Source organism: Kitasatospora sp. NPDC036934, assembly GCF_055608425.1.
Genome location: NZ_JBVJQR010000004.1, coordinates 30,956 through 49,343, shown reverse-complemented (window position 1 = coordinate 49,343; position 18,388 = coordinate 30,956). Strand labels below are relative to the sequence as shown.

Genomic DNA, 18,388 nt, shown 5'->3' with positions numbered 1-18,388 from the left:
ACCGTACGGCGTCCGGGCCCGCTGCAGCGCCTCAGGGGGCTACCGGGGCACTCAGGCCTCGGTGCTCTCCTCGGCCTTCTCGTCGGCGGCGGCCTCGACGGTCTCGGCCGTCTCGTCCTCGTCGTCGAAGTTGATCTCGTTGCCCTCGGTGTCGACGACCTTGGCGGCCTCGACCACGGTGGCCAGCGCCTTGCCGCGGGCGACCTCGCCGACCAGCAGCGGAACCTGGCCGCCCTGGACGACCTGCTGGGCGAACTGGTCCGGGGTGAGGCCCGAGCCGGCGGCACGGCGGATGAGGTGCTCGGTGAGCTCCTCCTGGTTGACCCCCAGCTCCTCGTTGGCGACGATCTGGTCCAGGACGAACTGGGTCTTGATGCCCTTCTTCGCCTGCTCCTCGATCTCCGCCTCCCACTCCTCGCGGGTCTTGCCCTGGGTCTCCAGGTAGGTCTCGATGTTCAGACCCATCGGCTCGAGCTGGTGGTGCTCGAGGTTGTGCTTGCGGGTCTCGATCTCGTCCTTCAGGAGCTTCTCGGGGTACTCGATCTCAACCAGCGCGAGCAGGGCGTCGAGGACCTTCTCCTGGGCCTGGGTGGCCTGGTCGTACTCCTTCATGCGCTCCAGGCGCTTGCGGGAGTCGGCACGCAGGTCCTCCAGGGTGTCGAACTCGCTGGCCAGCTGGGCGAACTCGTCGTCCAGCTCCGGCAGCTCCTTCTCCTGGACGGCCGTGACGGTGACGGTGACCTCGGAGGTCTGGCCGGCCTGGGTGCCGCCCTTGAGCTCGGTCTCGAAGGTCTTCTCCTCGCCGGCCGACAGGCCGAGCACGGCCTCGTCGATGCCGTCGATGAGGCGGCCCGAGCCGATCTCGTAGCTGACACCGCTGGCGGTGCCGTCCTCCGGCACCTCGCCGTCGACCTTGGCGATCAGGTCGACGACCACGATGTCGCCCTCGGCGGCGGCGCGCTCGACGTCCTTGACCGACGAGAAGCGCTCGCGCAGCTGCTCCAGCGACTTCTCGATGTCCTCGTCGGAGACGGCGATCGGGTCGACGGTCACCTCGATGGAGGAGAACTCCGGCAGGGTGATCTCCGGACGGATGTCCACCTCGGCGGTGAACTTCAGGTCACCGCCGTCGGCGATCTTCTCGACACCCTCGATGTTGGTGATGTCGGGCTGGCCGAGGACCTCGATCTTGCCCTCGTCGACGGCCTGCGTGTAGAAGCGCGGCAGGGCGTCGTTGACGGCCTCCTCCAGCACGGCACCGCGGCCGAAACGCTGGTCGATGACGCGAGCCGGGATCTTGCCCTTGCGGAAGCCCGGAACCGTGACCTGCTGGTTGATCTTCTTGTACGCCGCGTCGAGGCTGGGCTTGAGCTCCTCGAAGGGCACCTCGACGGTGAGTCGAACCCGGGTCGGGTTCAGAGTCTCGACGGCGCTCTTCACGGTTAGGTCTCCTAGGGGCTTGCGGTCAGGTTGTCTCCGCCCGGCCCGCACGCCCGGCCGGAGCCGGTACGGGTGGGTCGGACGAGACGGGCGATGGGCGGTTGGAGCTGCATCTCCCGTGTGGGTGGACGGTGAGCTTGACTCCTCGCCCTCGTGCGGTTGACCTGGGTTGACGCCACAGGGACTACCGCCAGCGCCCCATCCTACCGGTACCACGAAAGGCGGACGCCAGGCGCCACCGTACCGCCCAACAGAACAGGGCCCCGCCCCGGTGGGCGAGACCCTGCCGCACTGTCGGGGTGACCGGATTCGAACCGACGGCCTTCCGCTCCCAAAGCGGACGCGCTACCAAACTGCGCCACACCCCGTGGTGCCGAGAGGAAGCGTACACGCCGGGCCTGTACGGCTCGTCGACTTATTCGGGGCACGGCGGAAGGGGTGCGCGGGGAATGCGGTGTGCACGGGAGGGACCGGACCAGGTACGCTGTCTCCCGAACTTCCGACCGGCAACGGTCGGCGGCTTCGCGCGGGTGTAGCTCAATGGTAGAGCCCTAGTCTTCCAAACTAGTCACGCGAGTTCGATTCTCGTCACCCGCTCTTCCGGCCCGGCCCCGGTGCGCCCAGCGCACCGGGGCCGTCGGCGTTCCCGCGCCCGGTACGGCGCTTCAGAGGCCCAACCTTGCGGCCCGGGCGGCGGCCCGGTCGAGCAGCTGGTGGACGTCGCCCTCCCGGGTGGTGGGGCGGTCGTTGAACTCGTCCGGGGAGCGCGCCGGGCGGCCGGTGGCGTGCAGCACCTCCATCAGCTGGACCCGGCCGGTGCGCACGGTCGCCGGGGTGCCGTAGCCGTACGCCAGGACGGCGGCCTGGGCCCCGAGCAGGCAGACCCGGCCGGCCCCGTCCCACATCGCGCCCTGCAGCCAGCCGTGGGCGCCGATGTAGCGCGAGGCCAGCCGCAGGTGGTCGGCGGCGGTGACCGGGACGGGCCGCGCCGGGCGGCGCAGCGCCCGGTCGAGCAGGGTGGCCCGGGGCTCAGGGTGGCCGGCCTGCCAGGGGCGCAGGGTGCTGCCGTACCGGCAGACGTACGGCCCTGGGGTGCGCGCGGGCGCGGGCAGCGAGGCGAGGTAGGCCTCGATCTCGGCGACCAGGCCGGAGCCGTCCGGGCCGGCCGGCAGCCCGGGGAGCAGGAGCTGGCGCGGCGGTGGGGTCAGGTCGGTGCGGGGCATGCGGCGTCTCCGGGCGGGCGGCCTTCAGGGTCGCTCCCCAAAGTGGGGCATTCAGGACATTTCCGCGACCGCAGGACCGGGGCGTCCGCACGGTTTCCCGCACGGCGGTCGGGCCGATAGCCTCGGCGGCGTTCGAGCGCAGTTCGAGCGCGACCCGACGCGCCGCGCTCCCTAGGTGGAGGAGTCCCGGTGCGTCCGCAGGAGCGACTGGCCGTCATACAGCGCTGTGTGGTCCTGGAGATGGCGCGGCTGGGCCAGGAGTTCCATCCGGACGGCGAGGTGGTGCGCGGCCCCGGCACCACGGCCGTGGCGGTGCGCGAGCACCCCGGGGACGACGGCGCCGGGCACGTGGACCTCGGCTTCGTGCTGCAGCTGGGCAGAGCGGACGCACCGGTGGTGTGGGACTGCGCGGCCGGCCTCGGCAAGACCGAGGAGGAGAAGCTCGCGAACGCGGTGAAGATGTGGGCGACCACCACCGCCTCGGTGCTGGTCGAGCTGGCGGACGGCCGGGGGATCCACGCCGACCGTCCGGACCTGCCCGAACTCCCGGGCTGGCGGGCCGTGCAGGGGCCGGCGGCGGTGTTCGGCTTCGGCAACGAACACCTGGCGGCCTGGCTCGCCGAGCACCGGGTGCTGTCGGCGCTGGCGCCGGCGCTGCGTCAGGAGCTGGCCGGGCCGGGCCCGGTCGGGGTGAAGCTCTTCCTGGGCGGGAAGGCCGGCGACGACGTCGCCGAGGTCCGGGTGGGCGGCGAGGTGTCGGAGGCGGCATCCGCGGCGCTGCGCGCGCTGGACTGGCCGCGCGGCGAACGGCTGTGCTGGGCGCGGCTGTTCGTTCTGCTGACGGCGGAACGGGCAGCACCGGTCACGGCCGCGCCGGCGGGTGCCGCGGCACCCGCGCCGGTGCGTGCCCCGGCCCCGGTGGCGGCGCGCCCCCGGGGTCTGTTCGCCCGCTGGCGGGAAGCCCGGCGGGCCGGCCGGTAGCAGCGACTCGCCCGCTCGCACCCCGAACCGAAGGGCGCGAGAGGGCGCCCGTCGGCCCGGCCGGTCAGCCGCCGGTGATGCTGGAGATGCTGTGCGCCAGGTTGGCCAGCAGGGAGTTGATGGAGGTCGCCATCGTGGTCTCGTGCAGCATGAAACCGAACAGGGCGGCGACGATCGCGTGCGGGATCTTCAGCTGCTTGTTCCGGATGAAGATGATGCACAGGATCGCGAACAGGACCAGCGCGGAGACGGAGAGTGCCACCCGGACTCACTTCCTCGTTTCATAGCGTGGCGCCGCCGCCCGGCGGCACCTGCGAAGCCGGACCCCGGCCTGTCCGACGGTCCCGAGGCGGAATCGCGGACCGTCCGGCGCACCGCCGGCGAGGGGGCCCGCGCCGGACCACTGTCTGCTGTGCCGCACGTGTCGCCCCCCATCCCCCGAATCCTGAACAGTCCCGCCCGGACTCAGTGTGGTCGACCGTGCCGATTGCGTAAAGGTCTGACAGTCAGCCCAACGCCCAGATCCTGCGATGCGAGACGAGTTTCCGCCGACCGGGACGATAGCCGAGCCGTTCTGACGAATCGTCGGCGGGGCGGTGCTGAGCGGCCGGGAAGCGCCCGGGAGCAGGGAGCGGAAGCGGCAGGTCCGGTCAGCCGACGGGGGGTCCGATATGGCCGAAGATCAGCTGCCAGGCTTGACAGGAGTGCCGGAGGCATGTGCCGACCGGCGGCGGTCCTCAGTCCCGCCAGAGCAGCAGCACGGCGCGGTCGTCGTTGATGTCCCGGGCCACCGTCTCGATCAGCGAGCCCGCCGCTCCCGCGCCACTGCCCGGGGCGCCGCCGGGGACCAGCCGGTCGGCCTCCCCCATCAGCCGGTCCATGCCCTCGGCGAGGTCCCGGCCGGGCGCCTCGACCATGCCGTCGGTGCACAGCATCAGCACGTCGCCGCGGTTGAGCCGGCCGCGCACGCCGTCGAACTTGGCTCCGTCGTAGATCCCGAGCAACGGGCCCTCGGCCTCCTTGACCTCCCAGCGCCCCTCGCCGGCCAGCCGCTGCATCCCGGGCAGGTGCCCGGCCGAGAGCAGTTCGTACTCGCCGCTGTCCAGGTCCAGCACCAGGTGGACAGCGGTGGCGAAGCCCTCCTCCCAGGACTGGCGCAGCAGGTAGCCGTTGGCCGCGGGCAGGAAGTCGTGCGCGGGCAGCGAGCCGACCAGGCCGCCGAAGGCTCCGGACAGCAGCAGCGCCCGGGAGCCCGCGTCCATGCCCTTGCCGGAGACGTCCGCGAGGACCACCTCCAGCAGCCGCTGGCCGGGGCCGGTGCGGGCGGCCACCACGAAGTCGCCGGAGAAGGACTGGCCGCCGGCCGGGCGCAGCGCCATGTCCGCGTGCCAGCCGGCCGGCAGCTCGGGCACCCGGCTCTGCACCCGCAGCCGCTCGCGCAGGTCGAACAGCATGGTGGAGCCGCCCCACCAGGGGACGCCGACCCGGGCCCGGAACTGGGCCAGCAGCAGGCCGCCCACCCCGGCGGCGCCGACCACCAGGGCCGCACCCGGGGTCACGCCGTAGACGTAGGCCTCCGGGTTCTCGCTGGCGACCCGCTGGCCGGTGTGGATCACGGACTCGGCGGACAGCCCGAGGGCGGCCAGCGCGTACAGCACCACCAGGCTGCCGGGGCGCAGCAGCAGGGCGCCGGCCAGGATCGGCAGGACCAGGGCGGTGGGCGGGGCCCAGTCCGGGATCCAGATGTTGAGCAGGATCATCAGCGGGACGAGCAGGGCCAGCGCGCAGAGCACCGGCCAGTCGGCGGCACCGCCGCGGAAGTAGTCGACACCGGCCGTGCGCAGCCTTCGGCGGACCCGGCGGAGCCTCTTGCGCAGCCGGGCCGTCACGGGCTCGGACGCCTGGGCGGCGCCGGGCCTCGTCGCAGTCGTCTGGGGCGGTGCGCCCGGCGGTCTGCCAGCCATGGGGACCGACCCTATCCACGGGTACGGCTCGGCGTCGACGGCCCGGGGGCGGGCGGCGCCGGCGGCGCGCGGGCCGTTCAGCGGGTTTCGGACGATCGGGCCGGTGGCGGGCGTGCCGTCAGGAGGCGTGCGCCGGTTGGGCGTACGGAGCCCGCGGGCGGCGCGTGCGCCCCGCGTACGGGGGCGCGGCCGGGCCGGGGGCCTGTGGCCGATCCCACAGGCCCGCGGCCCCGCGGCGGGGGCGTACGGGTTGGGGGCGGACGACGACGACCGGCCGCACGGAGGGTGCGGCCGGCCGTCGGTGGCGGGTGGGGGGTGATCAGCCCTGCGGGTGATGCGCCGGGATCGGCGGGAGCTCGCCGGTGGTCTCGTACTCGCTCAGCATCTCGATCCGGCGGGTGTGCCGGGCCTCGCCGCTGTACGGGGTCTTGAGGAAGACCTCGACGAACTCGGTGGCCTCCTCGGCGGTGTGCATCCGGCCGCCGATGGAGATCACGTTGGCGTTGTTGTGCTGACGGCCGAGCTCGGCGGTCTGCACGCTCCACGCCAGCGCCGCACGGACGCCCTTGACCTTGTTGGCGGCGATCGCCTCACCGTTGCCCGAGCCGCCGATCACGATGCCCAGGGCGTCCTGGTCGGCGGCGGTGCGCTCGGCGGCGCGCAGGCAGAACGGCGGGTAGTCGTCCTCGGCGTCGTAGATGTGCGGCCCGCAGTCGACCGGCTCGTGGCCGGCCCCCTTCAGCCACTCCACCAGGTGGTTCTTCAGTTCGTATCCGGCATGGTCGGAGCCCAGGTACACGCGCATGCCCATGAGTGTGGCATGCGCGGGCGCCCGGGCCCGACAACGGGGGGCCGGAGGCTCAGCGGCGGCCGAGCAGCTTCCAGGCGAGCGGCAGGGCGCCGGCCGCGAAGGCGGCCTTGAGCGCGTCGCCGACCAGGTACGGGTAGAGGCCCAGCTCGGCGGCGCGGGCCAGCGACACGTGCAGGCTCAGGGCCAGGTACGGCACGCCGACGGCGTAGATGGCGAGGCTGCCCAGGACCATGGTGACGGCCGTGTTCAGCGGGGTGCGGTCGGCGCCGCGGCGGGCCAGCGCGCCGGTCAGGGCGGCGGCGAGGACGAAGCCGAGCACATAGCCGAAGGAGGGCATGGCCCAGCCCGAGGTGCCCTCGGCGAACCAGGGCAGGCCCGCCATGCCGGCCAGCAGGTAGAGCGCGAGCGAGGCCACGCCGCGCCGGGCGCCGAGCGCGGTGCCGACCAGCAGGGCGGCGAAGGTCTGGCCGGTGACCGGCACCGGCGAGCCGGGGACGTTCACCGACAGCTGGGCGGCCACACCGGTCAGCGCGGCGCCGCCGACCACCAGGGCCAGGTCGCGGACCTGGGCGCCGAGGCGGGTGGAGGCGGTGGGCAGCAGGTCGGCGAGGACGGCGCGGCGCGCTATCGGGGTGGTGGCAGTGGCCATCGGGACTCCTCCGTGAAGGTCCAGGTGAGTGAACACCTGTGAACCTACGCGGTGATCCACTGCGTCACCGCCACGGTTTCGGACAAAGCCCCGCCCTCCGGGATTGTCGGAACCGCCCCAGTGGGACGTTCCGTCAATCTACCGCCACGTAACGTCACCACCCGGTCCGCATGGTGGGCCCGCGGCGGACTTCCTTGGCATGGACAGCAGGGTCCCCGGATATTGGACAACTCATGCCGCATTCCGCACAGTCTGGAACCACCCCTATGGCCCCCACCCCCGCGCCCTCGGCGCCCGGGACCACCGACGCCACTCCCCCGCCGTCCGGTGGCCAGCAGCTCAGCCACGGGCTGAAGCAGCGCCATCTGTCGATGATCGCCCTCGGCGGCGTCATCGGCGCGGGCCTGTTCGTGGGCTCCGGCGCCGGCATCGCGGCCGCCGGGCCGGCGATCATCCTCGCCTTCACCCTGTCCGGCCTGCTGGTCATGCTGATCATGCGGATGCTGGGCGAGATGTCCGCCGCCCGTCCGGCCTCCGGTTCCTTCTCGGTGCACGCCGAGAAGGAGATCGGCCCCTGGGCCGGGATCACGGCCGGCTGGATGTACTGGGTGATGCTCTGCTGCGGCGTCGCCGCCGAGGCCACCGCGGCCGGGAAGATCGTCAACGGCTGGATACCCGGGGTCTCCTCCTGGGTCTGGGTCGCCCTGTTCATGCTCTTCTTCTGCGTCAGCAACCTGACCGCGGTGAAGAACTTCGGCGAGTTCGAGTTCTGGTTCGCCACCATCAAGGTCGCCGCGATCATCGCCTTCCTGGTCCTCGGCGGGCTCGGCATCGCCGGCGTGATCGGCCCCGGCGCCCCCGGCGCCGCCAACCTCACCGGCCAGGGCGGCTTCCTGCCCACCGGCGTCAGCGGACTGATCGTCGGCCTGCTCGCCTCGGTCTTCGCCTACGGCGGCCTGGAGACGGTGACCATCGCGGCCGCCGAGTCCGACGACCCCAAGAAGAACGTCGCCAACGCGGTGCGCACGGCGGTGTGGCGGATCGCGATCTTCTACATCGGCTCGATGGCCCTGGTCGTCACCCTGGTCTCCTGGAAGGACCCGGCGGTCGTCGCCGACGGCCCGTACGTCACGGTGCTGCGCCACCTCGGGGTGCCCGCGGCCGGGACGATCATGGAGGCGGTGGTGCTGATCGCGCTGCTGTCCGCGATGAACGCCAACATCTACGGCGCCTCCCGGATGGCGTACTCGCTGGTCGGCCGCGGCCAGGGCCCCAAGGCGCTGGCCAAGGTGTCCGGCGGGGTGCCGCGCCGGGCCGTGCTGGCCTCCTGCCTGTTCGGCTTCGGCGCCGTGCTGGCCGCCAAGTTCTGGCCGGAGACCGTGTTCACCTGGCTGATGAACACCACCGGCGTCGCGATCCTGGTGGTCTGGCTGTTCATCTGCATCGTCCAGCTGCGGATGCGCCGTCGGCTGGAGCGCGAGGCGCCCGAGCTGCTCACCGTGAAGATGTGGGGCTACCCGTACCTGACCTGGGTCGCGATGGCCGCCGTGGCCGGCATCCTCGCCCTGATGACCACCACCGAGGGCAACCGTCAGCAGCTGTACGCGGCCGGGGTGCTGGTCGCGCTGCTGATCGGGGCCGGACTGCTCAAGCAGCGCCGGGAAGCGGCCGCCGCCCGCTAGGCCCGGCAACGGCCAGGCACGGCACAGCGCGGCACAACGCGGCACAACGCGGCACAACAAGGGCAACGAACGGCATGCGGAAGGGCCCGGTACCTCGGTACCGGGCCCTTTCCCGTGCGTGCGTGCGTCTCTGGCCGTTACTCGAAGGACGGGCCCGCCGTACGGGTGCGCTTGATCTCGTAGAAGCCCGGAGTGGAGGCCACCAGCAGGGTGCCGTCCCACAGCCGGGCCGCGGCCTCGCCCTTCGGGGCCGGGGTGACCACCGGGCCGAAGAACGCGACCCGCTCGCCGTCCACGCCCTCGACCGCGATCACCGGGGTGCCGACGTCCTCGCCGACCAGGGTGATGCCCTCCTTGTGGGAGGCGCGCAGGGCCTCGTCGTACGCGTCGGTGTCCGCCGCGTCAGCCAGACCGACCGGCAGGCCCGCGGCCACCAGAGCGGCCTCGATGGTCTCCCGGTTCTGCGGCAGGCCCTGGTTGTGGAAGCGCAGGCCCAGCTCGGTGTACAGCCGGCCCAGCACCTCCTCGCCGTGCTGCTGGGCGGCCGCGACGCACACCCGCACCGCGCCCCAGGCGTTGTCCAGCAGCTCGCGGTAGGTCTGCGGCAGGTCGCGGTGCTCGTTGAGCACCGACAGGCTCATCACGTGCCAGTTCACGTCGACCGGGCGCAGCTGCTGGACCTCGATCAGCCAGCGGGACGTCATCCACGCCCACGGGCAGGCCGGGTCGAACCAGAAATCGGCGGTCTTGCGCTCAGCGGCAGTCGTCACTGGGTCTCGTCCTTCGTGAGGTGTTCCGAGGCAGCGGGGCATCGCCCCAACCGGTTCCCAACACCCGCGGGAGGCCTCTGATTCCGGCCCGGACGCGGCGACCTGTGCAATGGTACCGGTCGGGAGCGGCGTGAAAGGATGCCCCCTGCGTGCGCGGCGCACACCGCACACGGAACCGCACCCCTCACACACGCACCACCGTGCGAGCCGGACAAAGGAGTACCGCCGTGCCGGGCAAGAACCTGAGCCGCGAGGAAGCGCAGCAGCGAGCCGGCGTCCTGGCCGTCGACGACTACCGGGTCCGGCTCGACCTGACCTCGGCCCCCGACCCGACGGCCGCGACCTTCCGCTCCACCACCACCGTCGCCTTCCGCTGCTCCCGGCCCGGCGCCGGCACCTTCCTCGACCTGCTCGCCCCGGCCGTCCGCTCGATCACCCTCAACGGCCGTGCCCTGGACCCGGCCACCGCCTACGACGGCGCCCGGGTGCACGTCGACGGACTGGCCGCCGAGAACGTCCTCACCGTCGAGGCGGACTGCGCCTACAGCCGCACCGGCGAGGGCCTGCACCGCTTCGTCGACCCGGCCGACGGCGAGACCTACCTCTACACCCACTACGAGCCGGCCGACGCCCGCCGGGTGTTCGCGAACTTCGAACAGCCCGACCTGAAGGCCCCGTTCACCTTCACGGTGACCGCCCCGGCGGCCTGGGACGTCCGCTCCAACGCCGTGCACAGCAGCGTGACCGAGGAGGACGGCGCCCGCACCTGGGAGTTCGCGCCGACCCAGCCGATCTCCACCTACCTCACCGCCGTGGTGGCCGGCCCGTACCACGTCGTCACCGACCACTACAGCCGCGAACTCGCCGACGGCACCACCCTGGAGATCCCGCTCTCCGCGCTGTGCCGCAAGTCGCTCGCCCCGCACTTCGACGCGGAGGAGATCCTCGGCGTCACCAAGCTCGGACTCGACTTCTTCCACGAGGAGTTCGACTTCCCGTACCCCTTCGGCAAGTACGACCAGGCCTTCGTCCCCGAGTACAACATCGGCGCGATGGAGAACCCGGGCTGCGTGACCTTCAAGGAGGAGTACGTCTTCCGCTCGAAGGTCACCGACGCCGCCTACGAGGCCCGCGCGAACGTCGTGCTGCACGAGATGGCGCACATGTGGTTCGGCGACCTGGTCACCCCGCGCTGGTGGGACGACCTGTGGCTGAAGGAGTCCTTCGCCGACTTCATGGGCTCCTACGCGCTGATCGGCGCCCGCACCCGGTACTCCTCCGCCTGGGTCACCTTCGCCAACCAGCGCAAGGCCTGGGCCTACCGGCAGGACCAGTTCCCCACCACCCACCCGATCACCGCCGACATCCGCGACCTCGAGGACGCCAAGCTCAACTTCGACGGGATCACCTACGCCAAGGGCGCCTCCGTCCTCAAGCAGCTGGTCGCGTACGTCGGTTCGGAGGCCTTCTTCCAGGGCGCCCGCCGCTACTTCCAGCAGCACGCCTTCGGCAACACCGAACTGGGCGACCTGCTGGGCGTGCTGGAGGAGACCAGCGGGCGCGACCTGAAGAGCTGGGCCGCCGCCTGGCTGCAGACCGCCGGGGTCAACGCGCTCACCCCGCAGGTCACCACCGACGCCGAGGGCCGGATCACCGAACTGGCCGTGCTCCAGGACAACGCGGACGATCCTGCGGCTCCGTCGGGTGGCGTACTGCGCCCGCACCGGATCGCGGTCGGCCTGTACGACCGGGACGCCGACGGGGCCCTGGTGCGCACCGAGCGGATCGAGCTGGACGTCACCGGCGCCCGCACCGTCGTCGCCGGGGCCGTCGGCCGCCGACGCCCGGCCCTGGTCCTGCTCAACGACGAGGACCTGACCTACTGCAAGATCCGCTTCGACGACGCCTCGCTGGAGACCCTGCGCACCGGCCTCGGCGAGATCCGCGACGAGCTGGCCCGGGCGCTCGCCTGGTCCGCGGTCTGGAACCTCACCCGGGACGGCCTGATGCCGGCCCGCGACTACGTCGCCCTGGTGCTGCGCTTCGCCGGCCAGGAGGGCAACATCGGCGTGCTGCAGTCGCTGCACGCCCAGTCCAGGACCGCCGTCGACCTGTACGCCGCCCCCGAGTGGCGCGCCGAGGGCGCCCGGCAGCTCGCCGACGGCGCCCTGCGCGAGCTGCGCGACGCCGTCCCCGGCAGCGACCACCAGCTCGCCTGGGCCCGCTTCCTGGCCCAGACCGCGGGCGGCGCCGAGCACCTCGGGCTGGTCCGCGGCCTGCTGGCGGGCAGCGCCCGGATCGACGGCCTGGAGGTCGACCAGGACCTGCGCTGGTCGCTCTGGCTGGCGCTGGCCGCCGCCGGACAGGCCGGCGACGAGGAGCTGGCCGGGGAGCTGGCCGCCGACAACACCGCGGGCGGCAAGCACCAGTACACCCAGTGCCTGGCCGCCCGGCCGACCCCGGAGGCCAAGGCCGCCGCCTGGTCGGCCGTGATCGACTCGGACGAGCTGCCGAGCGCCCTGGTCGAGGCCAACAGCGCGGGCTTCGCCATCCCCGCCCAGCGCGACCTGACCGCCCTCTACGCGGCGCCGTACTTCAAGCTGCTGGAGAAGGTCTGGGCCGAGCGGACCATCGAGATCGCGATGCGGATCGTCGGCGGGTTCTTCCCGATCGCCCAGACCGACGAGCACACCCTGGCCGAGGCGGACGCCTGGCTGGACGGCCACCCGCAGGCCGCGCCGGCCCTGCGCCGGCTGGTGCTGGAGCGCCGGGACGACCTCGCCCGGGCGCTGCGGGCGCAGGCCTGCGACCGGGTCTGACACCGCCGTGGAGGGCCCGCCGACCGCGCTTCGGCGGGCCCTCGCGCGTTCCCCGGGAGCGGGGGGCGCAGGTCAGTCCCGGCGCAGGCCGCGGTCCAGGGCGGCGATCGCACTGCCCCGGGCGTCGTCGCCGTCCAGCGACCAGACCATCACCCCGGCCAGGTCGTTCCAGCGGGCGTAGCGGGCCTTCTGGGTGAGCACCTCGGCGGTGTCGTAGCTGTAGAAGGCGGTGCCGTCGTACTTCCAGGACGCGCCGTGGTCGCGGTCCAGATACACCTTTCCGGGCAGCGCATTGAGCTCCTGGTAGGAGTGGTCGGGCGCGGCGGCGGTGGCGCTCCGGTAGAGGCCGCCGCGCGTCCCGGGGGCGACGCCGGTCCAGCCGTGGCCGTAGAGCGGGGCGCCGAGGACGAGCTGCCCGGAGGGCAGGCCGCGCTCCTGGTAGTGGGTGACGGCGCTGTCCGCGCTGCGGCGGCGCGGGTCCGGATCGGCCGGGTCGGGGTAGAGGTTGGCCTGGTGGTTCGCCGGGCCCTTGCCCTCCCAGGGGCCGTGCAGGTCGTAGGCCATCAGGTTGAGCCAGTCCACCGACCTGCTCAGCTCGGGCAGTTCGAGCCGGTCGGCGACGGTCTCGTTGGCGGCGACGGCGGCGGTGAGCAGGTAGTGCCGCCCCTTCTTGCCCTCGGCCGCGCTCAGCCGGTCCAGCTGGGTGCGGAACTCCCGCATCAGCAGGGTGTAGTTGTGGCCGTCCTCGGGGCGGACCACGTTGCCGGCGTCCCCGCCGCCGCCCGGGTACTCCCAGTCGATGTCGATGCCGTCGAAGACGCCGGCGGCCGCGCCCGCGCCGCCCTCCGGGGAGTCGGCCAGGACCGGCAGGTCGCCCTTGAGGTAGAGGTCGATGCAGGAGGAGACGAACTTCTTGCGGGAGGCGTCGGTGGCGGCCGCGTCCGAGAAGTACTTGGACCAGCTCCAGCCGCCCAGCGAGATGACGGTGCGCAGCTGCGGGTTCTTCGCCTTGAGCTTGCGCAGCTGGTTGAAGTGGCCCTTGAGCCGCTGGTCCGGGGTGTCGGCCACGCCGTCGACGGACTCGGCGGCGGAGAAGGAGCGCTGGTAGTCGTCGCGGGCGTCGCCCTGGCCGGCGTCGTCGCTCGCGAAGCAGGTGCCGTCGGCGGAGACGTTGCCGAAGGCGTAGTTGACCACGGTCAGCTTGGCGGCCTGGCCGGAGTCCTGGACCCGCTTGGCGGAGCTGTCGGCGCCCCACTGGGTGAAGTAGCCGACCCGCTGGCCCTTCAGCCTGGGCCCGTGCCCGGGCCGGCCGTCGGCGGCGTGGGCGGTGGCGGGGGACGCGAGCAGCACGGCGGCGGTGGCGGCGGCGAGCAGGGCTGAGGTGCGAGTGGGCATACCGGACCTGTTCTCTAAAGCGGCGTCAAATGGTCTGGACCAGATGGCACAGAGGTTTAGTCCATGGGCCCGGGTGCGCACAAGGGGGCATCCGGGTCCGGCGCGGCATGCAAAAGGGGGCCGGACCGCGCAGTGCGGTCCGGCCCCCTCTCAGGGCGCTGGAACTCAGCCGATCAGCGAGCGCAGCACGTACTGCAGGATGCCGCCGTTGCGGTAGTAGTCCGCCTCACCGGGGGTGTCGATGCGGACGACCGCGTCGAACTCCTTGTCACCGGCCTTGACCTTGACGGTCTTGGGGGTGCGGCCCTCGTTGAGCTCGGTCACACCGGTGAAGGAGAAGGTCTCCTCGCCGGTCAGACCGAGGGACTCGGCGTTCTCGCCCTCCGGGAACTGCAGCGGCAGGACGCCCATACCGATCAGGTTCGAGCGGTGGATGCGCTCGTAGGACTCGGCGATGACGGCCTTGACGCCGAGCAGTGCGGTGCCCTTGGCGGCCCAGTCGCGGGACGAGCCGGAACCGTACTCCTTGCCCGCCAGGACGACCAGCGGGACACCGGCGGCCTGGTAGTTCTGCGAGGCGTCGTAGATGAACGACACCGGGGCGTCGGCCTGGGTGAAGTCGCGGGTGTAGCCGCCCTCGGTGCCCGGCGCGATCTGGTTGCGCAGGCGGATGTTGGCGAAGGTGCCGCGGATCATGACCTCGTGGTTGCCACGGCGCGAGCCGTAGGAGTTGAAGTCACGCTTCTCGACGCCGTTGGCGGTCAGGTACTGCGCCGCCGGGGTGCCCGGCTTGATGTTGCCGGCCGGGGAGATGTGGTCGGTGGTGACCGAGTCGCCCAGCTTGGCCAGGACGCGGGCGCCGGCGATGTCGGTCACCGGGCTCGGGGTCTTGGCCATGCCCTCGAAGTACGGGGGCTTGCGGACGTAGGTGGACTCGGCGTCCCACTCGAAGGTGTTGCCGGTCGGGACCGGGAGCGACTGCCAGCGGTGGTCACCGGCGAAGACGTCCTGGTAGCCCTTGTCGAACATCGCCTCGTCGATGGAGCCGGCGACGGTGTCGGCGACCTCCTGCTCGGTCGGCCAGATGTCGGCGAGGAAGACGTCGTTGCCGTCGGCGTCCTGGCCCAGGGCGTCCCTGGTGATGTCGATGTTCATGTTGCCGGCGAGGGCGTAGGCGACCACCAGCGGCGGGGAGGCCAGGTAGTTCATCTTGACGTCCGGGTTGATCCGGCCCTCGAAGTTGCGGTTGCCGGAGAGCACCGAGACGACCGCGAGGTCGGACTCGTTGACGGCGGCCGAGACCTCCTCGGGCAGCGGGCCCGAGTTGCCGATGCAGGTGACGCAGCCGTAGCCGACCAGGTTGAAGCCCAGCTTCTCCATGTACGGGAGCAGGCCGGCCTTCTCGTAGTAGTCCATGACGACCTTGGAGCCGGGCGCCAGGGTGGTCTTGACCCAGGGCTTGACGTGCAGGCCCTTCTCCACGGCCTTCTTCGCCAGCAGGGCGGCGCCCAGCATGACGGAGGGGTTGGAGGTGTTGGTGCAGGAGGTGATCGAGGCGATCACGACCGCGCCGTTGTCGATCTCGTAGGTCGAGCCGTCGGGGGCGGTGACGGCGGTCGGCTTCGAGGCCTCGGCGGAGTAGGTCGGCAGCGCCTCGGCGAAGCGCTCGGCGGCCTCCGCCAGGATCACGCGGTCCTGCGGGCGCTTCGGGCCGGAGATCGACGGGACGACGGTGGAGACGTCCAGCTCCAGGTACTCGGAGTAGACCGGCTCGACCGACGGGTCGTGCCAGAGGCCCTGCTCCTTGGCGTAGGCCTCGACCAGGGCGAGCTGCTGCTCGTCGCGGCCGGTCAGACGCAGGTAGTTGATGGTCTCGGCGTCGATCGGGAAGATCGCGCAGGTCGAACCGAACTCCGGCGACATGTTGCCGATGGTGGCGCGGTTGGCCAGCGGGATGGAGCCGATGCCGTCGCCGTAGAACTCGACGAACTTGCCGACCACACCGTGCTTGCGCAGCATCTCGGTGATGGTGAGCACCAGGTCGGTGGCGGTGGTGCCGGCCGGCAGCTCGCCGGTCAGCTTGAAGCCGACGACGCGCGGGATCAGCATGGAGACCGGCTGGCCGAGCATCGCGGCCTCGGCCTCGATGCCGCCGACGCCCCAGCCCAGCACGCCCAGGCCGTTGACCATGGTGGTGTGCGAGTCGGTGCCGACGCAGGTGTCGGGGTAGGCCTGGCCGCCCCGGACCATGACGGTGCGGGCCAGGTGCTCGATGTTCACCTGGTGGACGATGCCGGTGCCCGGCGGGACGACCTTGAACTCGTCGAAGGCGGTCTGGCCCCAGCGCAGGAACTGGTAGCGCTCCTTGTTGCGGCCGTACTCGATCTCGACGTTCTGGGTGAACGCGTCCTTGGTGCCGAACTTGTCGGCGATGACCGAGTGGTCGATGACCAGCTCGGCCGGGGCCAGCGGGTTGATCTTGGCCGGGTCGCCGCCCAGCTCCTTGACGGCCTCGCGCATGGTGGCCAGGTCGACCACGCAGGGCACGCCGGTGAAGTCCTGCATGATCACGCGCGCGGGCGTGAACTGGATCTCCTGGCTCGGCTGGGCGTTCTCGTCCCAGTTGCCGAGGGCGCGGATGTGGTCGGCGGTGATGTTGGCGCCGTCCTCCGTGCGGAGCAGGTTCTCCAGCAGCACCTTGAGGCTGTAGGGCAGCCGCTCGGAACCCTCGACGGCGGAGAGCTTGAAGATCTCGTACGACTCGTCGCCCACCTGCAGCGAGCTGCGGGCGTCGAAGCTGTTCGCGGACACGACTGACTCCTTCTGGGTGCTTCGTGCTATATCCGGCAGCCACGCGGTGGTAAGGTCAGCCTTACTTAGGCTTGCCTTGCCGCATCACCGGCGAGGCCTCTCGGCAAGTATCTTGATGTCGAGATATATCGTAAGGGGCAGTTATCTCGATGTCGAGATAAACCATAGTGCATGCGGCCGCCAGCACCACCGCAGGCATGCCCCGGCGGGCGGCGACGCAGGTCAGCGGCCGCCCGGACCGCGACGCTTGCGCTCCAGCCGGATCAGCCAGACCGCTCCCGCCACGATCGCCGCTGCCAGCAACAGCACCACCACGAGCTCACCGCCCGAACCGCCGGTCGGCGCCGGGGCGATGTCGGCCAGCAGGGCCGTCGTCCTCATACCTTCACCTCCTTTCGTCCGCTCCGCACCTGCTCCGGTCCCGGCGCCGGGCCGCGCTCCGCGCCCAGACCGAGCACCAGCGTCAGCAGCACCGGGAACTCCAGATACGCGTGGTAACTGGCCAGCGCGGCGTACACCGAGCGGCCCTGGGCGTAATCCACGGCGAACAACAGGGCCAGCAGCGCCCCCGCACCCGCACCCAGCGCCCAGGCCCGCCCGCCCCGCAGACCCGGCACCCGGGCCTCGAAGCACTCCGCCGCCTCCGGCGCGTACCGGGGCAGGAACCACACCCAGACCACGTAGTGCATCGTCTGCAGGAACGCGAACACCGCCAGGAAGCGCAGCCCCACCTGCGGCGTCGACCAGCCCGGCGGGGTGTAGACCGCCGCCAGCCGGTCCGTCCAGCCCCCGGGGCGCTGGGACAGCAACCCGTCCAGCAGCCCGCTCAACAGCAGCGCCGGCACCACCAGCACCCAGACGGACTGGAGCACCAGGAACGCCGCGCGCCCCCGGGCCAGCCTGCGCGACCACTCCACCAGGAACAGCAGCGGCACCACGTTGTGCAGGTGCGCCAGTACCACGAAGTGGTACGCCGGGAACGCCAGCGACGCCGCGCCCGCCCCCACCAGCCCCACCCCGGCCGCCGCCAGCAGCCACGGCCGACCGCGCAGCCCGTACCAGCAGGCCGCCGCCAGCAGACCGTACGCCAGCAGGATCTCCGCCGACTGGGACCACCGCGACGCCGGCAGCAGCCGGCACACCACGATCCCGGTCACCAGCGCCAGCAGCAGCCGCAGCAGCGGACCGGCCAGCACCGCGGCGAACCGCCCCACCACGTAACGCAGCTCCAGCACGTTGTGCAGCAGCCCGAAGGCGGCCAGGCCCAGCACCGCCAGACCGGTCGGCGCACGCAGCGCCAGCACCAGCGCCAGCGCCGCCGACAACGCGAACCCCGCGAACGGCACCCCGCCCAACCGGATCCCCGGACCGGGCGCCGGCCACGGCCCCGCCCCGGCACCCGCCCCGATCCCCGCGCTCGCCATGCTCCTCCTCCCCGTGACACGATCCCCGCCGTGCGCTACCCGGTGGCCCTCGCCCTCACGCTGCTGACCGAGACGCCCGTCTACACCGCCGCCCTCGTCCGGATCGGACACGTGCGCCCCGGCCGGGCCGTCGCGGCCGGCGTGCTCGTCAACCTGGTGACGCACCCGCTGCTCTGGTGGACCCTCCGGCACTGGACCGACGGGCCCGCCGCAGCGTACTGGAGCTGCTTCGCGCTCAGCGAGACCGCGGTCTGCGCCGTCGAGGCACTGCTGCTGTGCCCGGCCGCCGGACTGCGCCCGCGTGACCCACTGCCCTGGATCGCCTCCGGCACCGCCAACGCCACCTCACTACTGGCCGGACTGCTGGCCGGGACGTCGCTCGGTCCGTTGCTCGGAGGGTGAAACCCGTACCGGCGACG

At 72.1% G+C, this 18,388-nt stretch carries 15 protein-coding genes and 2 tRNA genes; 5 read left to right on the top strand and 12 right to left on the bottom strand.

Going from position 1 to position 18,388, the window contains the following annotated elements:
- Nucleotides 1-51 precede the first annotated feature (51 nt).
- Together tig and ACZ7BZ_RS07620 are read right to left on the bottom strand one after the other, a co-directional pair.
- Nucleotides 52-1,440, bottom strand: a complete 1,389-nt coding sequence (gene tig, locus ACZ7BZ_RS07625; RefSeq protein WP_380463681.1) for a trigger factor — start codon at nucleotides 1,438-1,440, stop codon at nucleotides 52-54.
- A 294-nt stretch (nucleotides 1,441-1,734) separates the two neighbouring features.
- Nucleotides 1,735-1,808: transfer RNA gene (locus tag ACZ7BZ_RS07620), tRNA-Pro, on the bottom strand.
- Nucleotides 1,809-1,966: 158 nt separating this feature from the next.
- Between ACZ7BZ_RS07620 and ACZ7BZ_RS07615 the strand changes: the two genes are divergently transcribed.
- Nucleotides 1,967-2,037: transfer RNA gene (locus tag ACZ7BZ_RS07615), tRNA-Gly, on the top strand.
- Between the two features lie 68 nt (nucleotides 2,038-2,105).
- On the opposite strand, the gene ACZ7BZ_RS07610 is transcribed toward ACZ7BZ_RS07615, so the two are convergent.
- A complete protein-coding gene (locus ACZ7BZ_RS07610; protein WP_470357581.1) occupies nucleotides 2,106-2,663 on the bottom strand; it encodes a DUF6197 family protein in 558 nt (185 codons plus the stop codon).
- Between the two features lie 189 nt (nucleotides 2,664-2,852).
- Here ACZ7BZ_RS07610 and ACZ7BZ_RS07605 point away from each other — a divergent pair, with 189 nt between their 5' ends.
- Nucleotides 2,853-3,644: a DUF6348 family protein gene (locus ACZ7BZ_RS07605; protein ID WP_380463677.1), complete on the top strand. Its 792-nt coding sequence runs from the start codon at nucleotides 2,853-2,855 to the stop codon at nucleotides 3,642-3,644.
- 64 nt (nucleotides 3,645-3,708) lie between these two features.
- Here the strand turns inward: ACZ7BZ_RS07605 and ACZ7BZ_RS07600 are convergent, their stop codons facing one another.
- The 4 genes from ACZ7BZ_RS07600 to ACZ7BZ_RS07585 form a co-directional block, all read right to left on the bottom strand.
- Nucleotides 3,709-3,906, bottom strand: a complete 198-nt coding sequence (locus ACZ7BZ_RS07600) for a hypothetical protein (RefSeq protein WP_188304780.1) — start codon at nucleotides 3,904-3,906, stop codon at nucleotides 3,709-3,711.
- A 475-nt stretch (nucleotides 3,907-4,381) separates the two neighbouring features.
- Nucleotides 4,382-5,608, bottom strand: a complete 1,227-nt coding sequence (locus tag ACZ7BZ_RS07595) for a PP2C family protein-serine/threonine phosphatase (protein ID WP_380463675.1) — start codon at nucleotides 5,606-5,608, stop codon at nucleotides 4,382-4,384.
- A 319-nt stretch (nucleotides 5,609-5,927) separates the two neighbouring features.
- Entirely contained in the window at nucleotides 5,928-6,413 is a 486-nt protein-coding gene (locus ACZ7BZ_RS07590; protein ID WP_380461382.1) for a ribose-5-phosphate isomerase, read from the bottom strand.
- A gap of 55 nt (nucleotides 6,414-6,468) precedes the next feature.
- A complete protein-coding gene (locus ACZ7BZ_RS07585) occupies nucleotides 6,469-7,068 on the bottom strand; it encodes a biotin transporter BioY (RefSeq protein ID WP_470357580.1) in 600 nt (199 codons plus the stop codon).
- 266 nt (nucleotides 7,069-7,334) lie between these two features.
- On the opposite strand from ACZ7BZ_RS07585, the gene ACZ7BZ_RS07580 reads away from it, so the two are divergent.
- Entirely contained in the window at nucleotides 7,335-8,750 is a 1,416-nt protein-coding gene (locus ACZ7BZ_RS07580) for an amino acid permease (protein ID WP_470357579.1), read from the top strand.
- 137 nt (nucleotides 8,751-8,887) lie between these two features.
- Here ACZ7BZ_RS07580 and ACZ7BZ_RS07575 read toward each other — a convergent pair whose 3' ends face one another.
- The gene (locus ACZ7BZ_RS07575) at nucleotides 8,888-9,562 is read right to left on the bottom strand and encodes a mycothiol-dependent nitroreductase Rv2466c family protein (RefSeq protein ID WP_470357578.1); all 675 of its coding nucleotides are present in this window, start codon (nucleotides 9,560-9,562) and stop codon (nucleotides 8,888-8,890) included.
- Between the two features lie 185 nt (nucleotides 9,563-9,747).
- On the opposite strand from ACZ7BZ_RS07575, the gene pepN reads away from it, so the two are divergent.
- Nucleotides 9,748-12,339 (top strand): aminopeptidase N, encoded by a 2,592-nt coding sequence (gene pepN / locus ACZ7BZ_RS07570; RefSeq protein WP_470357577.1) that lies wholly within the window; start codon nucleotides 9,748-9,750, stop codon nucleotides 12,337-12,339.
- Nucleotides 12,340-12,411: 72 nt separating this feature from the next.
- Here pepN and ACZ7BZ_RS07565 read toward each other — a convergent pair whose 3' ends face one another.
- From ACZ7BZ_RS07565 to ACZ7BZ_RS07550, 4 genes are all read right to left on the bottom strand, one after another.
- Nucleotides 12,412-13,734, bottom strand: coding sequence for a glycoside hydrolase family 18 protein (locus ACZ7BZ_RS07565; protein ID WP_470357576.1), 1,323 nt, complete (start codon nucleotides 13,732-13,734; stop codon nucleotides 12,412-12,414).
- Between the two features lie 165 nt (nucleotides 13,735-13,899).
- Nucleotides 13,900-16,545 carry an aconitate hydratase AcnA gene (acnA, locus tag ACZ7BZ_RS07560; protein ID WP_470357575.1) on the bottom strand — a complete coding sequence of 882 codons (2,646 nt, stop codon included), beginning with the start codon at nucleotides 16,543-16,545 and terminating at the stop codon, nucleotides 13,900-13,902.
- 222 nt (nucleotides 16,546-16,767) lie between these two features.
- On the bottom strand, nucleotides 16,768-16,926 hold the full coding sequence (locus tag ACZ7BZ_RS07555) for a hypothetical protein (RefSeq protein WP_470357574.1): 159 nt from the start codon (nucleotides 16,924-16,926) through the stop codon (nucleotides 16,768-16,770).
- Nucleotides 16,923-17,969 (bottom strand): hypothetical protein, encoded by a 1,047-nt coding sequence (locus ACZ7BZ_RS07550; RefSeq protein WP_470357573.1) that lies wholly within the window; start codon nucleotides 17,967-17,969, stop codon nucleotides 16,923-16,925. Before ACZ7BZ_RS07550 ends, ACZ7BZ_RS07555 begins: the two co-directional genes overlap by 4 nt.
- A gap of 30 nt (nucleotides 17,970-17,999) precedes the next feature.
- Here ACZ7BZ_RS07550 and ACZ7BZ_RS07545 point away from each other — a divergent pair, with 30 nt between their 5' ends.
- The gene (locus ACZ7BZ_RS07545; protein ID WP_470357572.1) at nucleotides 18,000-18,371 is read left to right on the top strand and encodes a hypothetical protein; all 372 of its coding nucleotides are present in this window, start codon (nucleotides 18,000-18,002) and stop codon (nucleotides 18,369-18,371) included.
- Nucleotides 18,372-18,388: the final 17 nt, after the last annotated feature.

What these genes read in the sequence shown, in the direction of transcription:
- ACZ7BZ_RS07610 (WP_470357581.1), bottom strand. Translation starts at nt 2,663, where the DNA reads ATGCCCCGCACCGACCTGACCCCACCGCCGCGCCAGCTCCTGCTCCCC.
- ACZ7BZ_RS07595 (WP_380463675.1), bottom strand. Translation starts at nt 5,608, where the DNA reads ATGGCTGGCAGACCGCCGGGCGCACCGCCCCAGACGACTGCGACGAGG.
- ACZ7BZ_RS07590 (WP_380461382.1), bottom strand. Translation starts at nt 6,413, where the DNA reads ATGCGCGTGTACCTGGGCTCCGACCATGCCGGATACGAACTGAAGAAC.
- ACZ7BZ_RS07585 (WP_470357580.1), bottom strand. Translation starts at nt 7,068, where the DNA reads ATGGCCACTGCCACCACCCCGATAGCGCGCCGCGCCGTCCTCGCCGAC.
- ACZ7BZ_RS07580 (WP_470357579.1), top strand. Translation starts at nt 7,335, where the DNA reads ATGGCCCCCACCCCCGCGCCCTCGGCGCCCGGGACCACCGACGCCACT.
- ACZ7BZ_RS07575 (WP_470357578.1), bottom strand. Translation starts at nt 9,562, where the DNA reads ATGCCCCGCTGCCTCGGAACACCTCACGAAGGACGAGACCCAGTGACG.
- ACZ7BZ_RS07565 (WP_470357576.1), bottom strand. Translation starts at nt 13,734, where the DNA reads ATGCCCACTCGCACCTCAGCCCTGCTCGCCGCCGCCACCGCCGCCGTG.
- ACZ7BZ_RS07555 (WP_470357574.1), bottom strand. Translation starts at nt 16,926, where the DNA reads ATGAGGACGACGGCCCTGCTGGCCGACATCGCCCCGGCGCCGACCGGC.
- ACZ7BZ_RS07550 (WP_470357573.1), bottom strand. Translation starts at nt 17,969, where the DNA reads ATGGCGAGCGCGGGGATCGGGGCGGGTGCCGGGGCGGGGCCGTGGCCG.